Below are 23549 nucleotides of genomic sequence, written 5' to 3'. Positions count from 1 at the left end.
GGATTAGGGGTGCCGTGGGGCAGGGGGCGTGCTGTGCAGGCGGTCACTCCAGCGACAGCAGCAGGGCCCACTGCGCGGCGCTGACCGGGAAGACTGACAGGCGGTTGCCGCGCGCGACCAGTGGGAAACCATCGCCGAGCACATCGGCGTGCGATTTGATCTCCTCCAGGGTGATCGTGCGCGTGAGCTTGCGCTCGAACGCCACGTCCACCAGATACCAGCGCGGTTGCTCCGGTGTGGCTTTGGGATCGTGGTAGTCGGAGGAAGGGTCGAACTGGGTCGCGTCTGGGTAGGGATCGCTGGCTACTCTGGCAACGCCGACGATGCCTGGTACCTTGCAATTGGAGTGGTAAAACAGGATGCCGTCGCCAACGTTCATGCTATCGCGCATGAAATTGCGCGCCTGGTAGTTGCGCACGCCGTTCCAGGGTTCGGTCCCGACCCGCTGCAGGTCGTCAATCGAGAAGGCGTCCGGTTCGGATTTCATCAGCCAGTAGTGGGTGCGTGCAGTCATGCGGGCAAAGTGAGCGCGGTCGTGAGAGTGAGGGATTCAGTACAGACGGCGTCTAGCGTCACGTCCCAGGCGGCGAGCGGTAATGCAGCGACCTGCTGGGTGTCGAAGGCGGCACCGACCAGCCATGGTGGATGGGGTTGCTGTTGGCGGAATGCGAAGCTGCGATCATACCAGCCGCCCCCCATGCCCAGGCGGCGGCGGGCGTGGTCGAAACCCACCAATGGCGTCACCACCAGCGCCATCTGTTCGGGTGCGAGCATCGCTGCCGCATCGAGATCGGGTTCTGGAATGCCATAGCGGTTGGCGACCAGTGGCTGCCCCGGACGCCACGGCGCGAAGCGCAGGGTCGTGCCGTGCAGGACCGGCAGGCAGTACTGCACCGTGTCTGGCAGCGACAGTTGCCAGCGATGCAGGGCGATCTCGCCGTCCATCGCCCAGTAGCCGGCGACATAGCCGTGTTGCGGTGCGAACGGTAGCTGGAGCAAGCGTTGCGCCAGCGCGTCGGCGGCGCTGAGACGCGTCGCGGCGGGAAGCGCACGGCGGCGCGCACGCAGTTGCTGACGCAGGAGCTCGCGAAGATCGGCAGGCATGGCTGGGCCGTCAGTGAAAGACGCTCCTATTGTCCTGGCCGGCGCGGACGCTGCCTAGAGCGTGGCAGTTGGGTTGAGGTGAGGTGCTTGGTCGCCTCAGCAGCAAGGGCGCCAGTTCGGTCGGCGGCCAGGAGCGGTGGCGCCGCTGGCCGCAGATGAGATCGGGATCGCAGCGGTGCCGCGTTGTCGGTGATGCGGATCGTGCCGAGGTGGAGATGGCGATGGTAGGGGCGCGCGACATCGGCAGAAAAGGAAACGGCGCCTTGCGGCGCCGGTTCCTGGAACAATTGCATTCTCCGCCGTGACGATGCGTGCGAAACGACCTTGAACCCGGGGTTCAAGTGGGATGGCTGGGGAACCTTCGGGCTTCCCGCTACGAGGCGGACCTGCACTCCCGATTCCGTCGCCACCCCGTGGTCGTCATTAAGGGACAAGGCGAATGTTTGCACACGCTGTCGTTCACAGCAGAGAACGCAGGGCTAGTATAACGCTGTCGCCGCGCTTGGCACGTCCGTCTGTCGCACGGTGCGTTGCAATTTACCTTCATGATCGAGCCGCGATGGCCGAATCAACGCGTCGTATCGGTCACACTATCCAGGCGCCGGTTGAGATCGGCAAGCGTGCGGGTCATTTCGTGTTCGCGCTGGGCGTTTTCGTCGCGCAGTTGCTGGAGTTCATGTGCCAAATTCAGCGCGGCGAGGATGGCGACGCGGTCCACTGCCGCCATGCGGTTGCTGCCGCGTATCTCGCGCATCTTCGCCTCGAGCACGCGCGCGGCAGCGAGCAGACTGTCGCGCTCTTGGGCCTCGACGCCAACGGTGTATTCGCGGTCGAGGATGCGGATGCTGACTGGTTCGCTCACGTGTGCTGCTCCAGCGATTTCAGTCGGGCGATCATGGCTTCCACGCGCGAGCGCGCCTGCTCGTTCTTGGTCAGCAGTTGCGAACGCTCGCCGATCAATTGCTCCTGCTGTTGGCGCAGGCTGCGGTTTTCGTCGGCGAGGCGCTGGCAACGCTCCACCAGCGTTTCCACGCGCATGGCGAGTGCGCGAAGTTCGGCGAGTACGTCGGGTGTGTCCATGGCGCTCACGATAGACATGCGTTCGCGCGGTGGTCAAGCCGCCGCGCGGCGGTGCGATGGCTGCCGCTCAGATGGGCAGCCGCAGTGGTTGTTGCAGCAGCTTGAGGCAGGCATCCGGCTCTAGCGCGGGCGCGACCAAGTGGCCCTGGATTTCGTCGCAGCCATGTTCGCGCAGGAACATGAGCTGGCTGGGCTGTTCGACGCCCTCGGCGACGACCTTCAGGTCCAGCGAGTGGCCCATTGCGATGATGGTGCTGGTGATGGAGGCATCGTCCGGGTCCATGCTCAGGTCGCTGATGAACGCCTGGTCGATCTTCAGGGTGTTGATCGGCAGCCGCTTCAGATAGGCCAGCGACGAGTAGCCGGTGCCGAAATCGTCGATTGCCAGGGTCAGGCCCAGTTCCCGGCAGGCGCGCAGGATTTCCGCGCTCTTGCCGACCTGCGACATCACCACGCTCTCGGTCAGTTCCAGTTCGACATTGGCTGCCGGTACGCCGGTTTCGGCCAGGATCTGCGCCATCAATTCGGGCAGGTTGCTGCGTTCGAGCTGGATCGCCGAGACGTTGATCGACATGCACAGATCGGTCAGGCCCATTTGGCGCCAGTCACGCAGCGCGCTGCAGGCTTGGCGCAGGACCCATTCGCCGATTTGCAGGATCAATCCGGTTTCTTCGGCCAAGGGAATGAACTGGCTCGGCGAGACGGGCCCGAAATCGGCACTGTGCCAGCGCAGCAACGCTTCCACGCTCACCACGCGCTGTTCGCGCAACGAGTAGCGCGGCTGATAGACCAGTTTCAACTCCTGATCCAGTGGGATCTTGCGCAAGGTGCTGGCCAGTGTCGCGCGATGGCGGGTGGCCTCGTCCATGCTGGCCGAGTACACCTGGGCATTGCGGCGTCCGGCCGCCTTGGCCTGGTACATGGCTGTATCGGCGTGCTTGAGCAGTTCGCTGGGCAGTAGCGCATGCTGTGGGAACAGGGAAATGCCGATGGAGGTGGAAACCGCCACCTCGCGGCGATCGTCCAGACGCAGCGGCGGCTCGAACGCCGCCAGCACTCGCGCGGCGACGCTTTCGGCCTCGTCTTGGTTGACGATGTCCTCCACCACCACGGTGAATTCGTCGCCGGCCAGACGCGCGACCGTATGCTGCGGTCCCACCGCCTGTTGCAGGCGTTCGGCGACTGCGCGTAGGACCTGATCGCCGACGGAGTGACCCTGTGAGTCGTTGATGTCCTTGAAACGGTCCAGGTCCAGGAACAGCACCGCAACCGTGCCGGCCTGGCGGCGTGCTCGGACGATCGCCCGGGCCAGTCGCTCGGACAGCAGGGCGCGGTTGGGCAGGCTGGTCAAGGTGTCGTAGTTGGCCAGGTAGCGCAGTTCCTGCTCGGCGCGCTTTTGTTCGGTGATGTCTTCCAGCACCACCACTTGGAAACTTTGTCGGCCGTCTGCATCGACCACGGTGTTGCGGCGCATGTGGCACAGGATCTCGTGGCCGTCCTTGCGTCGCTTCCAGGCATCGCCACGCCAGTGAAGCCCTTGATCGAGCATCGGCGGTGGTGGGACGTTGGGCGCGTGGTCGATCAGTGTCATCGGCTGGCCCAGGACCTCGCGCTCGCTGTAGCCGGTGATCCGGGTGAAGGCCGGGTTCACCGAGATAAAGCGCCGCTCTTCGTCGAGCACGGCCACCGCCTCGTTCATGCTGCGCAGCACTTCCGCGGCGATACGCCGTTCCAGGTCGGCTTGACGGTGCGAGGTGATGTCGCGTGCGGTGCCGGCGAGCCGGCGCGGATTGCCGGCCGCATCGTAATCCACCACGCGTCCACGCACCCGCGCCCACCGCCAGACGCCGTCGCCGGTCAGGTCCACCCTGTATTCGGCCAGATAGATCGCGGTGAGCCCCTCAAGATGTTCGCTCAGCGCATGTTTGGCCTGCGCGATGTCGTCGGGATGGATCCTGAGCGGATCGTCCTCGTGGATCACCAGAGCGATTTCCTGCATATGCGGGTTGGCATCGTCCACGCGCATCCGCCGTAGCGTGCGATTTTGCAGGTCGTAATCCCAGAAGTGCTCGCCCGAAGCCCATAGCGCCAACTTCAGGTAATGCTCGTGCCGCTGCAGCTCTTCGTAGCGCCGTAGTTTTTGCCGCATACGCCGCCGGTAAAGCAGTGCATGCAGTGCCAAGGTCAGCCCGCCGATGGCCAGAGAGAGGGCGATCACTGGACGGTTCCAGCTCCAGTCGGCGGTGAGATGGCTTGCGATTCCCGCAGTGAGGTGCTCTAACAGCATGGCGGGACGTGATATCTATCAAGGAAAGGATCTGCTGAGTGTAGGCATGTGCCCGAAGCCTCCACAAGCAGCAAGGTGTATGCGGATTGTTACACTGATCCGTCATCCAGTCCGCTGCCGGCCTCCCGAGCCGGTGGCAAGCGCCCGACAGACCCTGTATCCATGACCGAACTTCCCACCGCCGCCGATATCGTCAATGCCAGTCAACAATTGGACCTGGCCGCATCCGCGGCCGAGCTCCACGGTGCCCTGTGCGGCTGGCTGGCTGGCGGCGGCGCCGACCTGCCCGCCTGGCCAGCGGCGGTATTGGCCGATGCCGACATTGCCACGCCACGCCGCGGCGATGCCCTGGACCAACTGCGCCAGGCTACCGTAGCGCAGTTGGAGGACCGCGATTTCGGTTTCGACCTGGTCCTGGCCGAGCCTGGGACGCCGTTGCCCGAGCGAGCCGATGCGTTGTTCGAGTGGTGCCGTAGCTTCCTTGGTGGTTTCGGTCTTGCCGCAGGGGCCAAGCCACCGTTGTCCGAAGAAGGGCTTGAGGCCTTACAGGACTTGGCCCGGCTGGGTCAGACCAGTGGCGAGGAGATCGACAGTGGCGACGAAGACGAGGAGGCGTTGGCCGAGATCGAGGAATTCGTGCGGGTGGCGGTGCTGCTGCTGCACAGCGACTGCGTCCTCGCTCCGCGTCACCGGCAGCGGTTGAACTGATGAAGCGGCTCACCGGGATTGGTGCAGCCGAATACGCGCGCCGGCGTCGACGGCTGATGGACATGGCCGGCGAGCAGGCCATCTTGGTGTTGCCGAGCGCGCCGGAGCGCGTGCGCAGTCACGATACCCATTATCCGTACCGCCAGGATTCGGACTTCTGGTATCTGTGCGGATTTCCGGAACCAGAGGCGGTCCTGGTGTTGGTGCCCGGACGCCGTCATGGCGAGGTGCTGCTGTTCTGCCGCGAGCGCGACCCCGAGCGCGAAGCCTGGGACGGCCCGCGTGCCGGCCAGGAAGGCGCGGTGGCCCACTATGGCATGGACGATGCCTACCCGATCGAGGATCTCGACGACATCCTGCCTGGTCTGCTGGAAGGTCGCTCGCGGGTCTACTATCACTTCGGCCGCGACGTCGATTTCGATCTCAAGCTGATCGGCTGGGTCAAGCGCGTGCGCGAGCAGGTGCGGCATGGCGCTCAGTTGCCGCACGAGTTCCTGGAACTGGGCCACTTGCTGCATGAGCAGCGCCTGTTCAAGTCGCGCGAGGAGATCGCGTTGATGCAGGTGGCCGCCGACCTGAGTGTGGCCGGACACCGCGCGGCGTGGCGGGTGGCGCGGTCCGGAGTGCACGAATACCAGTTGCAGGCCGAGATCGAACACGCGTTCCGTGCAGGTGATGCCTGTCCCGCCTACGCCAGCATCGTCGGCAGCGGCAGTAACGCCTGCGTGCTGCACTACCGCGCCAATGCCGCGCGCCTGCGCGACGGCGATCTGGTCCTGATCGATGCGGGCGCCGAGTACCGTGGCTATGCCGCCGACATCACCCGCACCTTTCCGGTCAACGGCCGCTTCAGCGCCGAACAACGCGCGCTGCACGATTTGGTTGGCGCCGCCCACGCGGCGGCGCTGGCGCAGGCGCGGCCGGGCGTCGCATACGAGGCCGGGCATCTGGCCGCAGTGCAGGTGCTCACCGAAGGTCTGCTGCGGCTGGGTTTGCTCAAGGGCAGCCTGGAGCAGAATCTGGAGAGCGGCGACTATCGGCGTTTCTACCGGCACAAGACCGGGCACTGGCTGGGGCTGGACGTGCACGACGTCGGCGACTACAAACTGGCTGGTGCATCGCGCCTGCTGGAGCCGGGCATGGTGTTCACCATCGAGCCTGGGCTATACGTCGCCCCCGACGATCAGGAGGTGCACGCGAAGTGGCGTGGCATCGGCATTCGCACCGAGGACGACGTGCTGATCATCGACGACGGCCACCGCGTGCTGACCGACGCGCTGCCGCGCAGTGCCGAGCAGATCGAAGCGGTGATGGCGGCGGATTGATCCAGCGCATGCGCCGCGTTTGACCGGTGCGGTGGTTCAGGCCGCCGCGAACGCCGGGCGCGTCAGATTCTCCGGTTCGTCCTCGGTGCACACCACCTCGTCCTCGATGCGGATGCCGCCGTAGGGCTTGAAGTGCTCCACCCGTGCCCAGTCCACGCTGTTGGCGTGTTTGGTCTGTTTCAGCGCCTCCAGCAGCATGTCGATGAAGTACAGGCCGGGTTCGATCGTGACCACCATGCCCGGTTCGAGTGTGCGGGTCATGCGCAGGTACGGGTGGCCGTCGGGCCGCTCGATGCGCCCGCCTTGGTCGCTGGCGGCGAAACCACCAACATCGTGGACTTGCAGGCCGATCGGATGACCGAGGCCGTGCGGGAAGAAGGTGGCGCTGACGCCGCTGACGCCGCTGGCGACGGCGGCTTCCGGCGATACCGTGAGCACGCCGAAGTCTTTCAATACGCCCATCAGCGCCAGGTGTGCGTCCAGATGCAACTGCGCGTAGTCCACGCCGGCGCGCACGTTCTGGCCCATGCGCTGTTGCGCGGTGTCCACCGCATCGATCAACGCCTGGAATTCGCTGCTGGTGTCGGCGGCGTAGGTGCGGGTGATGTCGCTGGCGTAGCCGTGTGCGCTGGCGCCGGCGTCGATCAGCAGGCTGTGCAGCGGCGTCGGCGTCTGTCGTTGCAGCTCGGTGTAATGCAGCACGGCGCCGTGCTCGTTCAGTGCCACGATGTTGCCGTAGGGCAGTTCGGTCGCGTCCTGGCCGACGGCGGCGCAATAGGCCATGTGGATCTCGAACTCGCTGCGGCCTTCGCGGAACGCCGCTTCGGCGGCGCGGTGGCCGCGCACCGCCAGTTGCTGCGCCTGACGCATCAGCGCCAGTTCGTAGGTCGTTTTGTAGGCGCGGTGGTAGTCCAGATAGTCCAACACCACCTGCGGATTGTTGGGAATGTAATCGCCGAGTGCGCTGTGCGGTTCGCCGAGAATCGCGCAGCGCGTTGGCGTTGGTAGCAGTGCCAGTGCTTCTTCCGGGCTGCGGATGATGTGGATGTCGCAATGCTCCACCCACCAGCCGTTGGGTGCCGCCGGCACTGCGTGCCAGTAGTCGTGTGGTTGGTGGAAGATGACTTGCGGTCGCTGTCCCGGGGTGTACACCAGCCAACTGTTCGGCACTCGGGTGAGCGGTAGCCATGCCTTGAACTGTGGATTCACCGCATAGGGATAGTCGCGGTCGTCGAATGCCTGGTAATGCAGGTTGCCGCTGGGCACCACCAGGTGCTCGCTGCGGCCTTCGCGGAACGCCGCTTCGGCGGCGCGGTGGCCGCGCACCGCCAGTTGCTGCGCCTGACGCATCAGCGCCAGTTCGTAGGTCGTTTTGTAGGCGCGGTGGTAGTCCAGATAGTCCAACACCACCTGCGGATTGTTGGGAATGTAATCGCCGAGTGCGCTGTGCGGTTCGCCGAGAATCGCGCAGCGCGTTGGCGTTGGTAGCAGTGCCAGTGCTTCTTCCGGGCTGCGGATGATGTGGATGTCGCAATGCTCCACCCACCAGCCGTTGGGTGCCGCCGGCACTGCGTGCCAGTAGTCGTGTGGTTGGTGGAAGATGACTTGCGGTCGCTGTCCCGGGGTGTACACCAGCCAACTGTTCGGCACTCGGGTGAGCGGTAGCCATGCCTTGAACTGTGGATTCACCGCATAGGGATAGTCGCGGTCGTCGAATGCCTGGTAATGCAGGTTGCCGCTGGGCACCACCAGGTGCTCGAAGGCACCGCGCGCCAGCGCTGTGTCGTGTCGCACCGCGCGCCAGCGCTGTGTCGGCGCGGTGCGACAGCGTGCGCAGATGGTTGGCGTACAGGGCACTGAGGGTGTGCTGGAGCATGGGCAGAACTCGGTCGGCGTGGATCAACGAGGACGCAGTGTGCCGCAATTCAGTGGTGGGGATTCGGTGACTTGCGACTAAGAATGGCGAACAAAGCGACGGCGTCGCCGCCGGACGGGTGCGGGCAGTGCTCGGAATCCTCATGTGCCGTCTGTACATGGCGGTTGCTGCGCGCGGTCCGTACCCAACCGGGCCGCGACTGGCGAGGTTTTTTTAGCCACTTTAAGACCACCGATGGCGTCGCATAAAGACGCAAGTCGCCGCTTCTGCACGTGTCGTGGAGTATGGAATGGACAGGTCAGCCGTTGGGCTCGGCGTTGTTGACCCATTGTCGTAACAGATCGCGGTGCGCGGCGGAGATGGTGAGAAAGCAGAAGCCTGTCCAGGCATGGCCTGGCGTGTGCGAGGCTTCGCTCCACAACAGGTGTGCGCCCACGTCGATCTGCACCTGACGATCGGTTTGCGGCATCGTGAAGCGCAATTGGTACAGCGCGTCGTCATGCAAGTGGGTCGATGCCAGCAGCAGCATGCCGTGTTCGGACACATTGCCGAGGCGGCCGATCACTACCTCTTCCATCATGTCCAGGACCGGCACCATGTCCGGCACCGGGCGGCGCGGCGAGCGACGGGCTTCGGCGATCATACGTCCTCCACGGAGATATTCGACGCAATCGCGCCAGCGAGAGTTCTCAGCGTGTGCATGGCCGCTTGCCAGGCACGGTCGATCAAGCGTGTACGGTTTCCGGTGATGATGCTTACCTGGCCCCGCGCCAATAGTCTGGCGAGTCCATCCAGCGAGTAATCGGCGGTTTTTTGTCCGCGTTGATTGACGAACAACGCGCGTTCTGTGGACGTGCTGTACCACGACAAACGCTGTCGTTTCGGGTTGTGCTGCTGGTCGGTGACGAACACGAACCATGTGCCGAACGGCAGGCTGCGCAGATGCTCGTAGGCTGCTTGTTCGTCCACGGTGCGTGGCGGTAACGGCGGCTCATTGTCTTCGCTCTGCACGCCAACACGCGCGCGCAACTGTGGCGTGGTGTCAGATCCCGGTAGCAGCGCCGATGTCTCGGCCGCCCCTGGCGTGGAAAGAATGCGGGCGATGGCCGCAGCCTCGTCCTGGTGATAGCCGACCTGCAGCAAAGCGTTGCACACAGCATCGGTCAGAGCAGTGTCGGGTGCCTCATCGGTGCGGCAGGTGATCTCGGCGATGCGTGCGCTGAGCCGCTCGCGTTCGCGCCACGCATCGGAGTCTTCGCCTTGGCGCAGCAGCGTCAGCACCAGCACGTCGGACCATGCCTGTTGCAAGAGGGTCTGCACCACGTATGGCGGTTGCCAGGCATTGCACAGTCGCTCCAGGCTGTGGCCGGTCGTCTGCTTGGCCAGCGCCAGCCGTTCCTTGCCACGTGCCGCTTCGATGTGCCGGCGTTCGGCGATCTCCGCCTTGTGTGCCAGGGTGCGGCAATGTGCCTGGATTTCTTGGTATGCCTGTTCGAAGACTGTGACATTGCCTTCGTATTCCTCGACGACCCGATCCACGGTTTTGTTCAACTTCAGTAGCAACGGTGCATCGACGTCCTCGTCGCCGAGCCAGAGCAGGCTGGATTCGGCCACCGCATTGAGTAGTTCGCGTGCTGGATGCCGGTCGCACACGAAGAGCGTGGGATCCTGCAGCGCTGCGCGTACCAGCGGCACCTGTAAGCGTTCCAATAGCAATGCTGCTGGCGTACCGCTGCGTACCTCGCGCTCGATTTCGCCGTACAACAGGGCGAGCAGATCGAAGATGTCGGCATCCTGGCAGGCCAGCGTGGCCTGCGGACCGTGTGCGCTGCGCAAGACGTTCGATAGTGCCGCCTGCACGTCGCGGATATGGCGACGTCCGCGCAACCCACCCATGGTGCTGTGCGCTGGCGGCTGCGCTTGAAGTTCGCCCAGTGCTTGCAACAGCGTGGTGGTTGCAATGGTGAGCGTCTCGGCTTGGGGCGCGTCGGTCTGCGCGGGGCGGATGGCGGCGATTGGATCGGCCGCCGATATGGCCGTGACAGGGGCGGCATTCCTGCGTGCCGCCATGAGCAAGCGGCGCAGCGTGGTCAGCTCGACCGGTGCATCGAGCGTGTTTGCTGGCGTCACCGTTGCGATCGGTGCGGCGATCGCGCGGTCCTCTGTCGTGATCGCATTGCTGTGAGGATGGCTTGCCGCTCGCGTCTGAGCGATGACCGGATGGGGGGGGGCGGGTGTACGTGCTGCGCTGCGCGCGGCGACCGCTGCTGTGGGCGAGGACGTGCGCGTGGGGTAGGGCCGGTAGACCAGTCCAGGCAGTACGCCTGCGTCCGTGAGCAGGTCATTTGCCCGTTCCACGATGGTGGCGTAATGCGTCAGGACATGGCGCTCGAACGCGCGGTATAGGGCCAGTTGTGCGTCCAGCCCCATCTGCAGTTGCTTGCCGGCCTCGCGCAGTATCCGGCACAGCGCCTGCGGTCCCATTGGCAGGTGTTCGACCTCGAACGCGGGACGCGCGGCGAGTACGCCGAAGCGGTGGCCGAGCAGTTGCAATGGAATATGGGTGCGGATCGCCTCGCGTCGGGCAATCTCGTGCAGCACGATGTTGCGGTCGATATCCACGTCGCAGACCAAACTCAGGGCCTGGGTTGCCGCCTTGGTCGTGGTGGACTGCTCCGACTGAACGCTCGCCGCAGTGCTGCGAATCGTGGCCAGCGCGGTTTCCAGTTGCGCTCGGAACAGTGGGACGAAGTGCGCGCGTTGTGCACGCAGGTTCTGCGCATCCTGATGGCTGTCTTGCCGCAACTGGCAGTTGTGCGCGTGTTCGGCTTGGTCGAACAGTGCTCGCTCCAGTTCGTCCAGGGTTGCTTGTAGTGGCGACTCCAGCGACTGCCGCAACAGCGCGTTCAGACATGTCAGCAGATGACGCACGCGCGCTGGTAAGACGACGCTAGCAAGCGTCGCCGGGGGACCCGACAAGATTGCAGACAGGGGCATCCTGTGACCGTCGTTTTTTACCGAGGGGGGTATGTAACACGTTTCTGCCGACACAACCATGCCGGCGGCGGTCGGTTCAGGGCATGAATAGGGCGATGACGTCGTTGGTGAAACGCCGCCCTAGTTCGGTTGGTATCACCTTGTCATCTTCCAACTGCAGCCATTGGCGTGCCTGCGCCTGTTGCAGTGCCGAGGCAATGCTGGCCGGTGCGAGCCCGGTACGCGCGGTGAAATCGCGCAGCGCGAAACCGTGGTTCAGGCGTAGCGCGTTAAGCATGTATTCGAACGGGCGTTGCTTTGGCTCGATCCAGTCCTCGCCGCCGATCGCGGCCGGCGTTCCAGCTGCGTCCATGAAGGCTTGAGGATGCTTGTGCTTCCAACGGCGCAGGATGCGCTGTTCGGCGCCGGAGCTGATCTTGCCGTGGGCGCCGGCGCCGATGCCGAGGTAGTCGCCGAAGGTCCAGTAGTTGAGGTTGTGCGCGCAGCGCGCGCCAGCGCGTGCATAGGCGCTGACTTCGTACTGTGCGTAGCCGGCGGCGGCCAGCAGCGCCTGGCAGTGTTCCTGCATGTCCCAGGCGGCGTCGTCCTCGGGAATGCCCTGCGGCGGCCGTGCTGCGAACAGTGTGTTCGGCTCCAGGGTGAGCTGGTAGTGGCTGATGTGAGTCGGCTGTAGTGCCAGCGCCCGCGCCACGTCGGTCTCGGCCTCGGCCAGGGTCTGCTGTGGCAGTGCGTACATCAGATCCAGGTTGAGGTTGACGTAGCCGGCGTCCTGCGCCAGCTTCACCGCGCGCTCGGTTTCGGCGCTGTCGTGGATGCGGCCCAGGCGCTGCAGGGCCGCATCGTCGAAGCTCTGGATGCCGAAGCTGAGTCGGTTGACCCCGGCGGCGAGATAACGGTCGAAACGGCCGTGTTCGGCGGTGCCCGGATTGGTCTCCAGGGTGATCTCCAGGCCCGGCGCGAAGCGCAGGCGTGCGCTCGCCGCCTCCAGAAAACGCGCGATGGCCTCGGGTGGGAACAGGCTGGGGGTACCGCCGCCGAAGAACACGCTGTGCACCACCCGGCCCCACACCAGCGGCAGATCCTGGTCGAGGTCGCGGATCAGCGCGTCCACATACGCATCGAATGGCAGCGCGCCTTTGGCCGCATGCGAGTTGAAATCGCAGTACGGACATTTGCGCACGCACCACGGCAGGTGGACGTACAGCGACAGCGGCGGCGGCAATAGCCGCGGCGCGACGTCGTGCGCGCGGTGATCCGTGCCCGACGCATCGGATGGGGGCTGCTGGTGGTCGTGCGACATGGCCAATGAGTCAGACGTCAGTGCGACACCAGTTCGGTCAGCCGCTGCTTGAGTTGCCGCAGTGCGATGGCGCGATGGCTGATGCGGTTCTTCAACGCGAGCGACATTTCTGCGGCGGTCCGACCATGCTCGGGATCGAAGAATACCGGGTCGTAGCCGTGTCCGCCGTTGCCGGCGCGGGCCTGGGCGATGCGCCCGCGCCAGCGACCCTCGACCAGCAATGGCTGTGGATCCTCGGCGTGCCGCATCAGCACCAACACGCAGTAGAAATGCGCGCCGCGCTGTGCGTCCGGCACCTCGCGTAGGGCGTGCAGCAGTTTGTCGATGTTGCCCTGCGCATTGCCGTGTTCGCCCGCGTATCGCGCCGAGTACAGGCCCGGCGCGCCGTGCAGCGCGTCCACGCAGATGCCCGAGTCGTCGGCCAGTGCCGGCAGCCCAGTGAGGCGGGCGGCATGGCGCGCCTTGAGCAGCGCGTTCTCGATGAAGGTCAGGCCGGTCTCCTCGGCATCGTGCACGCCGAGTGTGGATTGCGCGAGCAACTCCACACCGACATCGTCGAGCAGGGCGTGCAGCTCTTCGAGTTTGCCAGCGTTGCTGCTGGCCAGGACCAGTTTCATGGTGTCGGCTCCATTGGCTCCCAGACTGTGCCGTCGACAGCGCACAACGCCGCGACGATCAATCTGACGTTGGCGATGTGCGGATTCATTGCGCCAGCACGGTGCGTTGCGCCGCCAGCAGCTCGCCAATGCCGCGCTCGGCCAGACCGAGCAGTGCATCCAATTCGTCGCGGCGGAACGCATGGCCTTCGGCGGTGCCCTGTAGTTCGATGAAGCCGCCGCCATCGTTCATCACCACGTTCATGTCGGTATCGCAGTCGCTGTCCTCGGCGTAGTCCAAGTCCAGTACGGGAACGCCACGGTAGATGCCGACCGACACGGCGGCGACCGCGCCGAGCACCACGGGTTTTTTCAATTCCCCGCGCTGGCGCAGCCAGTTCACCGCGTCCACCAGGGCCACGTAAGCGCCGGTGATGGCGGCGGTGCGGGTGCCGCCATCGGCTTGCAGTACATCGCAGTCCAGGGTGATGGTGCGCTCGCCCAACGCGTTGCGATCCACGCATGCGCGCAACGCGCGACCGATCAAGCGCTGAATCTCCAGCGTGCGACCGCCTTGCTTGCCGCGTGCGGCTTCGCGTTCGGAGCGCGAGTGCGTGGCGCGGGGGAGCATGCCGTATTCGGCGGTGACCCAGCCTTCGCCCTTGCCACGCAGAAAGCCAGGCACGCGGTGTTCGACGCTGGCGTTGCACAGCACGCGGGTGTCGCCGAAGCTGACCAGGACCGAGCCCTCGGCGTGACGGGTGAACGCGCGCTCGATGCGGACCGGGCGCAATTGCTCGGCCGTGCGGCCGCTGGGACGGGAAAAAGACATGCAGGGAATCCGGGAGTGTCGTGAGGCCGTGCGCGGCGAGGCAGGAACGGGCGCTGGAGTGGGTGATGGAGGTTGAGGTGAGGACGAAGCGGGCTGGGGGCGTCATGCACTTCGGGCGCATACCAGCCAGCGTCAGCATCGAGGGTATAGCGTCGTTGAAGGTCAACGCGGCTCGCCTCGAAGGACATGACGAGCGCTAGGGTAACATTCGTGCTTTGTTCGCACGGGAACTTCGCATGATTCGCAGCATGACCGCCTTCGCTGGCGCCGAGCGCATCACGCCCTGGGGCACGTTGGGGTGCGAGCTGCGTTCGGTCAATCACCGGTTTCTGGAGGTGGGCGTGCGCTTGCCGGAGGAACTGCGTGCGCTGGAGCCGCAACTGCGCGAGCGCGTGGCCGCGCGCATCAGTCGCGGCAAACTGGACTTGATGCTGCGTCTGCGCGCGCCGGACACGGCGCAAACGTTGGTGGTGAACGACACGCTGGTCGAGCAGTTGGGCATACTCGCGCAGCGGCTCGGCGTGCGGTTCCCGCAGTTGCGGGTGCAGTTCGTCGACCTGTTGCAACTGCCCGGCGTGTTGCAGGGGCAGGTGGTGGACCCGGCGCTGTTGCAGGCGCAGGCGTTGGAATTACTGGACGAGGTGCTGGCCGAATTCGTTGCCGCGCGCGAGCGCGAGGGCGGCAAGCTGGCCGCCGTAATTGTCGAGCGGGTGGACGCGGTGGAGCGTGTCGCCGGCGAGGTGCGCACCTTGATTCCGGCCATTCGTGATGGCCAGCGCGCCAAGTTGGCTGCGCGTCTGGCCGACTTGTCGCATCCGGTCGATCCGGGCCGGGTGGAGCAGGAGCTGGTGCTGTGGCTGCAAAAACTCGATGTGGACGAGGAACTGGATCGGCTCGGCAGCCACATCAAGGAATTGCGCCGGGTGCTGCGGCAACCGGAACCGGCTGGGCGGCGCCTGGATTTCCTGTTGCAGGAATTCAACCGCGAAGCCAATACGCTGGGTTCCAAATCGGTGGATAGCCGCACTTCCAACGCCGCGGTGGAACTGAAAGTGTTGATCGACCAGATCCGCGAACAGGTGCAAAACCTGGAATAGAAAGACGACTGGTGATATCGCGGTGCCGCCGTTTTGCGACGGCTCCATCCAATCCCGGTAGCATATCCGCCCCGTGGGGATGGCCCGCGGGCCGTTCGCGACTCCATCTTCTCAATCGAATCCTGACCCTATGCGTGGCACCCTCTACATCGTCGCGGCCCCTTCCGGTGCCGGCAAGAGCAGCATCGTCAATGCGACCCTGGCGCGTGACCCGCAGATCGCGTTGTCGATCTCGTTCACCTCGCGCGCGCCGCGCCCGGGCGAGCGCCATGCCGAGCACTATCACTTCGTCACCGCCACGCAGTTCCAGGGCATGATCGAGGCCGGCGATTTTTTCGAATACGCCAGCGTGCATGGCGATTGGAAGGGCACCGCGCGGCAATCGGTGGAGCCGCAGTTGGCCGCCGGTCGCGATGTGCTGCTGGAGATCGACTGGCAAGGCGCGCGTCAGGTGCGCGCCAAGGTGCCCGACGCGGTCAGCGTGTTCATTCTGCCGCCGTCGCGGCAGGCGCTGGAGCAACGCATGCGCAAGCGCGGCCAGGACAGCGAGGCGGTCATCGCGCAGCGGCTGGCCGCCGCGCGCGAGGAGATGTCGCACTACGCCGATTTCGACTACGTCATCGTCAACGAGCATTTCGATACAGCGGTGGACGAGATGTGCGCGATCTTCGTCGCCAGCCGCTTGCGCCGCTTGCCGCAACAGCAGCGTCATGCCGGGCTGATCGCGACGCTCTTGCAGGAATCGCCAACTGGCTGATTCCAAAGGAAACTGAATGGGGTGAGGTTGATTCCGGGCCGGTGCCGCCCTACAATCGCCACCCTTTCCCTCATTCCAACGCGTGGCCGTCGCCGGCCCGCCGGGAGCCCGCATGGCCCGCATCACCGTAGAAGATTGCCTGGAAGTTGTGAACAACCGTTTCGAACTGGTCATGATGGCGTCCAAGCGCGCCCGCCAGCTTGCCAACGGCGTGCAGGCCACCCTCGACAACACCGAGTCGTCCGACAAGCCTACCGTGCTGGCATTGCGCGAAATTGCCGCGCGCAAGATCGACAATGCGCTGATCGATCAAGTCGAGAAAGCCGAACGCGAGCGCGCCGAGCGCGAGGCGCTGGAATGGGCCGCCGCCGAGGTCGTTGCCGACGAGGACATGTCCAAGAACGACGATTGATCGCGCCGCCGCGCTGTGATCGTTCGACCAGCAGCCCGCATCCGCGGGCTGTTTCGTTTCTCCGGTTTGCCGTCCACGCGCCGCTGGCATAGTCTTTGCCAATGAACCCCGGTCCCCCCGTCCAGGTCGCCAGCGCTGCGCCTTCACCAGTCGATGGGTCAGTCCCCGACTACGTCCTGCAACTCGAGCGCAGCGCCAGTTATCTGCCCGTTGAGCAAATACCGTTGCTGCGCCGCGCGTGGGAAGTCGGTGCGTCCGCGCATGCCGGGCAGACCCGCAAGTCGGGCGAGCCGTATATCACGCATCCGGTGGCAGTGGCCGGGGTGTTGGCCGAGTTGGGCCTGGACGTGGAGGCGCTGATCGCGGCCATCTTGCACGACACCATCGAGGACACGCCATTGACGCGCGCCGAGCTGGCCGCCGAGTTCGGCGAAGCGGTTGCCGAACTGGTCGATGGCGTCACCAAGCTGGACAAACTCAAGTTTCGCGACCGTCAGGAGGCGGCCGCGGAGAGCTTCCGTAAAATGCTGTTGGCGATGTCGCGCGACCTGCGCGTGATCATGATCAAGCTCGCCGACCGCCTGCATAACATGCGCACGCTCGGCGCGCAGAGCGCCGAGGCGCGTGGTCGTATCGCCCGTGAGACCCTGGAAATCTACGCGCCGATCGCGCAGCGTCTGGGCATGAGCTTGATGAAATCCGAGTTGCAGAACCTCGGGTTTCGCGCGCTGCATCCGTGGCGCCACGCGATCATCGAGAAACATATCCGCAGCCAGCCGGTGGTACGCCGCGAGTCGATGACCCTGGTGGAAGTGCAGTTGTCCCAGCGCTTGGCCAAGGAAGGGTTGGAGCACCGTCTGGTCAGCCGGATCAAGACCCCGTGGAGCATCTACAACAAGATGCGCGACGAGAACAAATCCTTCGATCAGGTGATGGATGTGTTCGGCTTTCGCCTGGTGTTGCGCGGTGTATCCGATTGCTATCACGCGCTTGGCGCGGTGCATGCCACGTTCAAACCGCTGGATGCGCGTTTCCGCGATTTCATCGCCATTCCCAAGGCCAATGGCTACCAGTCGTTGCATACGGTGTTGTTCGGTCCCTACGGCTCGCCCATCGAGGTACAGATTCGCACCGAGGAGATGGACCTGATTGCCGAACGCGGTGTCGCCGCGCACTGGACCTACAAATTCGGCGGTGACTCGCCCAACAACGCGCAAAGCCGCGCGCACGCCTGGATCGTCGAGTTGATCGAATCTCAGCGTGCCGCCGGCTCCTCGCTGGAGTTTCTGGATAACGTCAAAGTCGATCTGTTTCCGGACGAAGTGTATCTGTTCACGCCCAAGGGCAAGATCCTGGCATTGCCGCGCAATTCCACTGCACTGGATTTCGCCTATGCCGTGCATACCGACGTCGGCAACCGCGCGGTGGCCTCGCGCGTGGATAAGAAGCTGGTGCCGCTGCGCACCAAGTTGGTCAGTGGGCAGACCGTGGAAGTGATCACCGCGCGTTCGGCCACGCCAAAACCGCAGTGGCTGGAATTCGTGGTCAGCAGCAAGGCGCGCACCGCGATCCGTCATCAGCTCAAGCAACTCGAACACGAAGATGCGGTGCAGCTTGGGCATCGCATGCTCGACCGTGCGTTGGAGGCGATGGACAGTGCGTTGGAGCGCCTGCCGAAGGGGCGCCTGGATTCGTTCCTCAGCGAGCATCGCTACCCGCGCCTGGAGGCGTTGCTGGCCGACATCGCGCTGGGTAACTGGATGCCGACCCAAGCCGCGCAGGCGTTGATGGCCTATGCCGAGTTGCGTGGCGGCGGCCATTCCAAGCACTCGCAGGAAAAGATCCTGATCAACGGGACCGAGCGCGGCGTGGTCAGCTTCGCCAATTGTTGCCAGCCGATTCCCGGTGACGAGATCATGGGGTATCACACCGCCGGCAAGGGTATCGTGGTGCACCGCCTGGATTGCCCGAACCTGGCCGAACTGCGCAAGTCGCCCGAGCGCTGGGTGCCGATCGATTGGGACGCCAGTGTCATCGGCGATTACGACACTTCTTTGGTGGTGGACGTGGAAAACCGCACCGGCGTGCTGGCGCAACTGGCGGCGGCGATCGCGCAGAGCCAATCCAACATCGAGCGCGTGGACTACCTGGACCGCGATTTCAATGCGGCGGTGCTGCGTTTCAATATTCAGGTGCGCGACCGCAATCACCTGGCCGAAGTGATGCGCCGGTTGCGACGTCTGAGTGCAGTGCAGAGCGTGCGCCGCCAGTAAATTCCAGATGCGGAGATGCGGATTTTCCGCGAGCGCGTGGCACGCGTATCGTGTGGGGCGTAGGCCCCGCGTCCCGGCTAAACTAGGCGGAAATTTCCCTTCCTTGGAGTGGACATGTCTCGCCAGATCATCCAGACCGACCGTGCCCCGGCGGCCATTGGCCCGTATTCGCAGGCCGTGCGTGCCGGCAACACCGTGTATTTCTCCGGGCAGATCCCGCTGGATCCGGCGACGGGCGAAATCGTCGCTGGCGACATCGCCGCGCAGGCGCGGCGCGCGTTCGACAACTTGCAGGCGGTGGCTGAGGCGGCGGGCGGTTCGCTGGCGCGCATCGTGCGGCTGGGTCTGTATCTCACCGACCTATCGCAGTTCGCGCAGGTCAATGCGGTGATGCAGGAGTACTTCCAGGCACCGTTTCCCGCGCGCTCCACGATTGAGGTCTCGGCCCTGCCAAAGGGAGCGGGTTTCGAGGTGGATGCGGTGATGGTGCTGGACTGACCAGCGCCCGTGTCGCCTGTGCAGGTTCCGCCGCCGGCGCTGTCTGCGGCAGGGCAGGCGGCGCTGACGACGCTGCCCGGCGTCGGTCCCAAACTGGCGGAAAAATTCGCCGCGCGTGGTCTGTCCACGGTGCAGGATCTGTGGCTGCACCTGCCGCTGCGCTATGAGGATCGCACTCAACTGACCGCGGTGGCCGCGCTGCAGCCTGGGGTGCCCGCACAGGTGGATGTGCGGGTGCAGGCGGTGGATCGCGGTTTTCGCTACCGGCCGATGCTGCGTGTCGCGGTGGCCGATGCCTCGCATGGCACGTTGGTGTTGCGCTTTTTCCAGTTCCGCGCGGCGCAGGCGGCACAGTTCGTGGTTGGCGCGCGTTTGCGTGCTTTCGGTACGCCCAAGCCAGGTCAGCATGGGCTGGAGTTCGTGCATCCAAGTTATCAGTTCCTCGGCGAAGACGAGAACGTGGCGCTGGGCGATCGTCTGGATCCGGTGTATCCGGTGGTGGAAGGGGTCGGTCCGGCGACCCTGCGCCGACTGATCGGCCAAGCACTTGATCGCCTGCCCCAAGACGCGTCGCTGGAACTGCTGCCACCGGCGCTGCTGGCCGAACTGGACTTGCCATCCTTGCGTCACGCGTTGCTGGTCGCGCATCGGCCGCCACCGCAGGCCGATCTCGCTGCGCTGGCGGCGGGTCTGCATCCGGCGCAGCAGCGGCTGGTGCTGGAAGAGTTGCTCGCGCACCACCTGAGCCTGCGTCGCCAGCGGATCGCCTTGCAGCGGCAGCCAGCGCCGTCGTTGCGTAGCCGCGGGCTGTTGGTCAAGCGCCTGCAGCAGTCGTTGCCGTTCCAGCTCACCGGCGCGCAGTTGCGGGTGTTCGCGCAGATTCGCGCCGATCTGGAGCAGCCGGCGCCGATGTTGCGGCTGGTGCAGGGCGATGTCGGCAGCGGCAAGACCGTGGTCGCGGCGTTGGCTGCGATGCTGGCGGTGGAAAAGCGCAAGCAGGTGGCGCTGGCGGCACCGACCGAACTGCTCGCCGAGCAGCATCTGACGAATTTGCGCGCCTGGCTGGAGCCGCTGGGAGTAAGCGTTGCCTGGCTGGCCGGCAAGGTCACCGGCAAGGCGCGCAGTACGGTATTGGCGCAGATCGCCTCGGGCCAGGCGCAGGTGGTGGTCGGTACGCATGCGTTGATGCAGGCGGCTGTGACATTCCACGATCTGGCGCTGGCCATCGTCGACGAACAGCACCGCTTTGGCGTGCACCAGCGTTTGGCGTTGCGCGACAAGGGCGCCTCGGGCGCGGGCGTGCCGCACCAATTGGTGATGACGGCCACACCGATCCCGCGCACGTTGGCGATGGCCGCCTACGCCGATCTGGATGTCTCGGCGATCGATGAATTGCCGCCGGGGCGCACGCCGGTGCAGACCATCGTGCTCAATGCCGAGCGTCGTCCTGAGTTGGTGCAGCGCATTCGCGTCGCCTGCGCCGAAGGGCGTCAGGCCTATTGGGTGTGCACGTTGATCGAGGACGCCGAGGAGGGGGGGGCATCCGCGCAGGCCGGTGTCGGCAATCGGCTCGAGGCCACTGCAGCGCAGGCCACGTTCGAGACATTGTCGGCGCAATTGCCGGAGCTACGCGTGGGTCTGGCTCATGGACGCATGAAGTCCTCGGAAAAACAGGCCGCGATGCGCGCGTTCAAGCAAGGCGAGATCGACCTGCTCGTCGCCACCACGGTGATCGAAGTGGGCGTGGACGTGCCCAACGCCTCGCTGATGATCATCGAAAACGCCGAACGTCTCGGGCTGGCCCAACTGCACCAGTTGCGTGGTCGGGTCGGGCGCGGTGCGGCTGCTTCCAGTTGCGTGTTGATGTACCAGGCGCCGCTGTCGGCGATGGCGCGGCAGCGGCTGGAAACCATGCGTCAGACCAACGATGGTTTCGTCATTGCCGAAAAGGACCTGGAATTGCGAGGTCCTGGCGAGTTGTTGGGGACTCGCCAGACTGGTCTGGCGGCGTTTCGCGTGGCCGATCTTGCGCGTGATGCGGGATTGCTGCCGCGTGTGCATGCGTTGGCCGATCGGCTACTGGATACATCGCCTGCACTTGCCGACCGCATCGTCGCACGTTGGGTCGGTGGCGCAGTGCGGTTCGTGGCGGCTTGATGGGTAGCTCAGAATCCGGACTTCTCGGCTAGAGCGTGTGATGAACTTTGAAGGATGCTAGCGGCGTTGCTGAGCATGAGAGCGGTTAAATACGACGAAGTGCAGACCAGTCAGAGTTTCTGGCAAGTGCTCGTTGTCGCGTGACGTAGAATCGAGCGTAGGTCATTGACGATCGCTTCAAAGCAGCCTGCTTGCAGCCATCATTGCGTCTGCTAGTGGTCGCCTCCCATGGCGTGAAATCGTTGTGCAGCAGACGCCAGTTTTGCATGATGTGCAATGCCAGACTCGGTGTCCGAACGAATCAGCCAGCGATAGTGCATGCGCGACAAAATTCCTCTGTTGATCGATACCGATCCCGGTGTGGACGATGCGTTGGCTTTGTTGATGGCCTTCGCCGATAGGCGCCATGACGTGGTCGGCCTGACCGTTGTCGCGGGTAACGTTGGTCTGCAATACACGGTGCGTAACGCGCTGAAAGTGTGTGAGGTGGCGGGGCGCGAGGATGTGCCGGTGTTCGCAGGTTGTGCCGATCCCTTGCTGCATCCTGCAGTGGACGCGGCGCATGTGCATGGCATGGATGGGTTTGGCGATGTCGGCCTGGTGCCGGCGGCACGCGCTGCGCAAGCCGAACATGCGGCGCTGGCGATCCTGCGCCTGTCGCACCAGTATGCTGGTCGCCTGTTGCTGGTCGCGCTGGGCCCTCTGACCAATCTCGCGCTGGCGTTGAAACTGGATCCGACCTTGCCGCAGCGGCTACACCGCTGCGTGGTGATGTGTGGCGCGGTCACCTGCCACGGCAACATCACCCCGGTCGCGGAATTCAACATCGCCTTCGATCCGGAGGCGGCGCACATCGTGTTCTCCAGGTTTCCGCACATCGACGTCTGCGATTGGGAGGCGACCGTGGCGCATGGCCTGCCGTACATCGAGGTCGAACGATGGTTGGCTGCGGACAGCACCCAGGCGCGTTTCTACGAGGCAATCTCGCGCAAGACCCGGCATGACTCGGAGGATGCGCGCGGCGAGTGCTGGTATGCGGCCGATGCGTTGGCGATGGCCTGGGCGTTGCAGCCTGATGGTGCCGAGCAAGTGCAGTCGCGTCCGTTGCAGATCGAGCTCTCTGGTGCTCACACCCGTGGCGCGACCCTGGTCGACTGGCAACGGCGACTTGGCCGGCCCGATAACGCGGAGATATTGATCCGCTATGACCCATCTTGCTTCCTGGCCCAGGTTCGCGCGGCGCTTGGGGCGGCATGACGCAGCGTGATCGCATGGTCGGCCGAGGCGGGGCTTGCGTGGCTCGGCTGGCGCTCGCGGGCAACAGACACGTTGCGCCCAGGGCAGTAGCACTGCTATAGTTGCCCTCTTGTCCAGCAGCCACCTACGGTGCGAGCCCATGAAGGCCGACATCCATCCCCAGTATCGCGACGTCGTGTTTCACGATGTCACATCCGGTTTCAAGATTCTGACCCGTTCCACCATGTCCTCGAAAGAGACGATCAAGTGGGAAGATGGCGCGGAGTACGCACTCATCAAGGTCGAAATTTCTTCGGCGTCTCACTCGTTCTACACGGGTAAGAGCAAGATGATCGACACCAGTGGTCGTATCGACAAGTTCCAGAAGCGCTACGCGCGCTGATCGGAACGCTCGGTAGGTATGCGACGGCCGCGTTAAACGCCGAACGTCTCGGGCTGGCCCAACTGCACCAGTTGCGTGGTCGGGTCGGGCGCGGTGCGGCTGCTTCCAGTTGCGTGTTGATGTACCAGGCGCCGCTGTCGGCGATGGCGCGGCAGCGGCTGGAAACCATGCGTCAGACCAACGATGGTTTCGTCATTGCCGAAAAGGACCTGGAATTGCGAGGTCCTGGCGAGTTGTTGGGGACTCGCCAGACTGGTCTGGCGGCGTTTCGCGTGGCCGATCTTGCGCGTGATGCGGGATTGCTGCCGCGTGTGCATGCGTTGGCCGATCGGCTACTGGATACATCGCCTGCACTTGCCGACCGCATCGTCGCACGTTGGGTCGGTGGCGCAGTGCGGTTCGTGGCGGCTTGATGGGTAGCTCAGAATCCGGACTTCTCGGCTAGAGCGTGTGATGAACTTTGAAGGATGCTAGCGGCGTTGCTGAGCATGAGAGCGGTTAAATACGACGAAGTGCAGACCAGTCAGAGTTTCTGGCAAGTGCTCGTTGTCGCGTGACGTAGAATCGAGCGTAGGTCATTGACGATCGCTTCAAAGCAGCCTGCTTGCAGC

The 23549-nt window shown here is 64.6% G+C and carries 21 protein-coding genes, 1 other RNA gene and 2 pseudogenes; 11 read left to right on the top strand and 13 right to left on the bottom strand.

Features of this window, described 5'->3' with window-relative positions; translation table 11 throughout:
- Positions 1-43: 43 nt before the first annotated feature.
- From XANALMUS060_RS08250 to XANALMUS060_RS08230, 6 genes are all read right to left on the bottom strand, one after another.
- Positions 44-514 carry an EVE domain-containing protein gene (locus XANALMUS060_RS08250; RefSeq protein ID WP_045737973.1) on the bottom strand — a complete coding sequence of 157 codons (471 nt, stop codon included), beginning with the start codon at positions 512-514 and terminating at the stop codon, positions 44-46.
- Positions 511-1104 (bottom strand): 5-formyltetrahydrofolate cyclo-ligase, encoded by a 594-nt coding sequence (locus XANALMUS060_RS08245; protein ID WP_045737972.1) that lies wholly within the window; start codon positions 1102-1104, stop codon positions 511-513. The genes XANALMUS060_RS08250 and XANALMUS060_RS08245 overlap by 4 nt, the downstream gene beginning before the upstream one ends.
- Positions 1105-1393: 289 nt before the next feature.
- Positions 1394-1578: non-coding RNA, 6S RNA (ssrS, locus tag XANALMUS060_RS18485), on the bottom strand.
- Positions 1579-1672: 94 nt separating this feature from the next.
- Positions 1673-1966 (bottom strand): cell division protein ZapA, encoded by a 294-nt coding sequence (locus tag XANALMUS060_RS08240; protein ID WP_045737971.1) that lies wholly within the window; start codon positions 1964-1966, stop codon positions 1673-1675.
- Positions 1963-2184 carry a TIGR02449 family protein gene (locus XANALMUS060_RS08235; protein WP_045737970.1) on the bottom strand — a complete coding sequence of 74 codons (222 nt, stop codon included), beginning with the start codon at positions 2182-2184 and terminating at the stop codon, positions 1963-1965. Before XANALMUS060_RS08235 ends, XANALMUS060_RS08240 begins: the two co-directional genes overlap by 4 nt.
- A gap of 67 nt (positions 2185-2251) precedes the next feature.
- Positions 2252-4471 carry an EAL domain-containing protein gene (locus XANALMUS060_RS08230; protein WP_045737969.1) on the bottom strand — a complete coding sequence of 740 codons (2220 nt, stop codon included), beginning with the start codon at positions 4469-4471 and terminating at the stop codon, positions 2252-2254.
- 162 nt (positions 4472-4633) lie between these two features.
- Between XANALMUS060_RS08230 and XANALMUS060_RS08225 the strand changes: the two genes are divergently transcribed.
- Positions 4634-5179 (top strand): YecA family protein, encoded by a 546-nt coding sequence (locus tag XANALMUS060_RS08225; RefSeq protein WP_045737968.1) that lies wholly within the window; start codon positions 4634-4636, stop codon positions 5177-5179.
- On the top strand, positions 5179-6504 hold the full coding sequence (locus tag XANALMUS060_RS08220; protein WP_045737967.1) for an aminopeptidase P N-terminal domain-containing protein: 1326 nt from the start codon (positions 5179-5181) through the stop codon (positions 6502-6504). Before XANALMUS060_RS08225 ends, XANALMUS060_RS08220 begins: the two co-directional genes overlap by 1 nt.
- A gap of 36 nt (positions 6505-6540) precedes the next feature.
- Here XANALMUS060_RS08220 and pepQ read toward each other — a convergent pair whose 3' ends face one another.
- From pepQ to rph, 7 genes and pseudogenes are all read right to left on the bottom strand, one after another.
- Complete coding sequence (gene pepQ / locus XANALMUS060_RS08215) at positions 6541-7854, bottom strand: Xaa-Pro dipeptidase (protein WP_045737994.1); 1314 nt, start codon at positions 7852-7854, stop codon at positions 6541-6543.
- A gap of 48 nt (positions 7855-7902) precedes the next feature.
- Positions 7903-8298, bottom strand: a pseudogene (locus XANALMUS060_RS23020) (Xaa-Pro dipeptidase); the annotation flags it as partial.
- Positions 8299-8678: 380 nt separating this feature from the next.
- A complete protein-coding gene (locus XANALMUS060_RS08210; RefSeq protein ID WP_045728170.1) occupies positions 8679-9023 on the bottom strand; it encodes a PilZ domain-containing protein in 345 nt (114 codons plus the stop codon).
- Positions 9020-11311: a DUF1631 domain-containing protein gene (locus tag XANALMUS060_RS08205; protein ID WP_052688126.1), complete on the bottom strand. Its 2292-nt coding sequence runs from the start codon at positions 11309-11311 to the stop codon at positions 9020-9022. Before XANALMUS060_RS08205 ends, XANALMUS060_RS08210 begins: the two co-directional genes overlap by 4 nt.
- A gap of 142 nt (positions 11312-11453) precedes the next feature.
- Positions 11454-12677 (bottom strand): radical SAM family heme chaperone HemW, encoded by a 1224-nt coding sequence (gene hemW / locus XANALMUS060_RS08200; RefSeq protein ID WP_045737965.1) that lies wholly within the window; start codon positions 12675-12677, stop codon positions 11454-11456.
- A gap of 17 nt (positions 12678-12694) precedes the next feature.
- Positions 12695-13294 (bottom strand): RdgB/HAM1 family non-canonical purine NTP pyrophosphatase, encoded by a 600-nt coding sequence (gene rdgB / locus XANALMUS060_RS08195; RefSeq protein ID WP_045737964.1) that lies wholly within the window; start codon positions 13292-13294, stop codon positions 12695-12697.
- A gap of 85 nt (positions 13295-13379) precedes the next feature.
- On the bottom strand, positions 13380-14105 hold the full coding sequence (gene rph, locus XANALMUS060_RS08190; protein ID WP_045737963.1) for a ribonuclease PH: 726 nt from the start codon (positions 14103-14105) through the stop codon (positions 13380-13382).
- Between the two features lie 236 nt (positions 14106-14341).
- Between rph and XANALMUS060_RS08180 the strand changes: the two genes are divergently transcribed.
- The 9 genes and pseudogenes from XANALMUS060_RS08180 to XANALMUS060_RS08140 form a co-directional block, all read left to right on the top strand.
- A complete protein-coding gene (locus tag XANALMUS060_RS08180) occupies positions 14342-15202 on the top strand; it encodes a YicC/YloC family endoribonuclease (RefSeq protein ID WP_045737961.1) in 861 nt (286 codons plus the stop codon).
- A gap of 130 nt (positions 15203-15332) precedes the next feature.
- Positions 15333-15959: a guanylate kinase gene (gene gmk / locus XANALMUS060_RS08175; RefSeq protein ID WP_045737960.1), complete on the top strand. Its 627-nt coding sequence runs from the start codon at positions 15333-15335 to the stop codon at positions 15957-15959.
- 112 nt (positions 15960-16071) lie between these two features.
- Positions 16072-16371, top strand: coding sequence for a DNA-directed RNA polymerase subunit omega (gene rpoZ / locus XANALMUS060_RS08170; protein WP_045729149.1), 300 nt, complete (start codon positions 16072-16074; stop codon positions 16369-16371).
- A gap of 101 nt (positions 16372-16472) precedes the next feature.
- On the top strand, positions 16473-18644 hold the full coding sequence (locus XANALMUS060_RS08165; protein ID WP_045737959.1) for a bifunctional (p)ppGpp synthetase/guanosine-3',5'-bis(diphosphate) 3'-pyrophosphohydrolase: 2172 nt from the start codon (positions 16473-16475) through the stop codon (positions 18642-18644).
- Positions 18645-18758: 114 nt separating this feature from the next.
- Positions 18759-19142, top strand: a complete 384-nt coding sequence (locus XANALMUS060_RS08160) for a RidA family protein (RefSeq protein ID WP_045728155.1) — start codon at positions 18759-18761, stop codon at positions 19140-19142.
- Between the two features lie 9 nt (positions 19143-19151).
- A complete protein-coding gene (gene recG, locus XANALMUS060_RS08155; RefSeq protein ID WP_045737958.1) occupies positions 19152-21299 on the top strand; it encodes an ATP-dependent DNA helicase RecG in 2148 nt (715 codons plus the stop codon).
- Between the two features lie 318 nt (positions 21300-21617).
- A complete protein-coding gene (locus XANALMUS060_RS08150; RefSeq protein WP_045737956.1) occupies positions 21618-22556 on the top strand; it encodes a nucleoside hydrolase in 939 nt (312 codons plus the stop codon).
- A gap of 139 nt (positions 22557-22695) precedes the next feature.
- Entirely contained in the window at positions 22696-22938 is a 243-nt protein-coding gene (locus tag XANALMUS060_RS08145; RefSeq protein ID WP_045728152.1) for a type B 50S ribosomal protein L31, read from the top strand.
- Between the two features lie 35 nt (positions 22939-22973).
- Positions 22974-23351 (top strand): annotated as a pseudogene (locus tag XANALMUS060_RS08140) (ATP-dependent DNA helicase RecG); the annotation flags it as partial.
- Positions 23352-23549: the final 198 nt, after the last annotated feature.

This window comes from Xanthomonas sp. MUS 060, from assembly GCF_000963215.1.
In the GTDB taxonomy this organism is placed as follows: domain Bacteria; phylum Pseudomonadota; class Gammaproteobacteria; order Xanthomonadales; family Xanthomonadaceae; genus Xanthomonas_A.
This window is presented reverse-complemented; position numbering and strand designations above follow the sequence as displayed.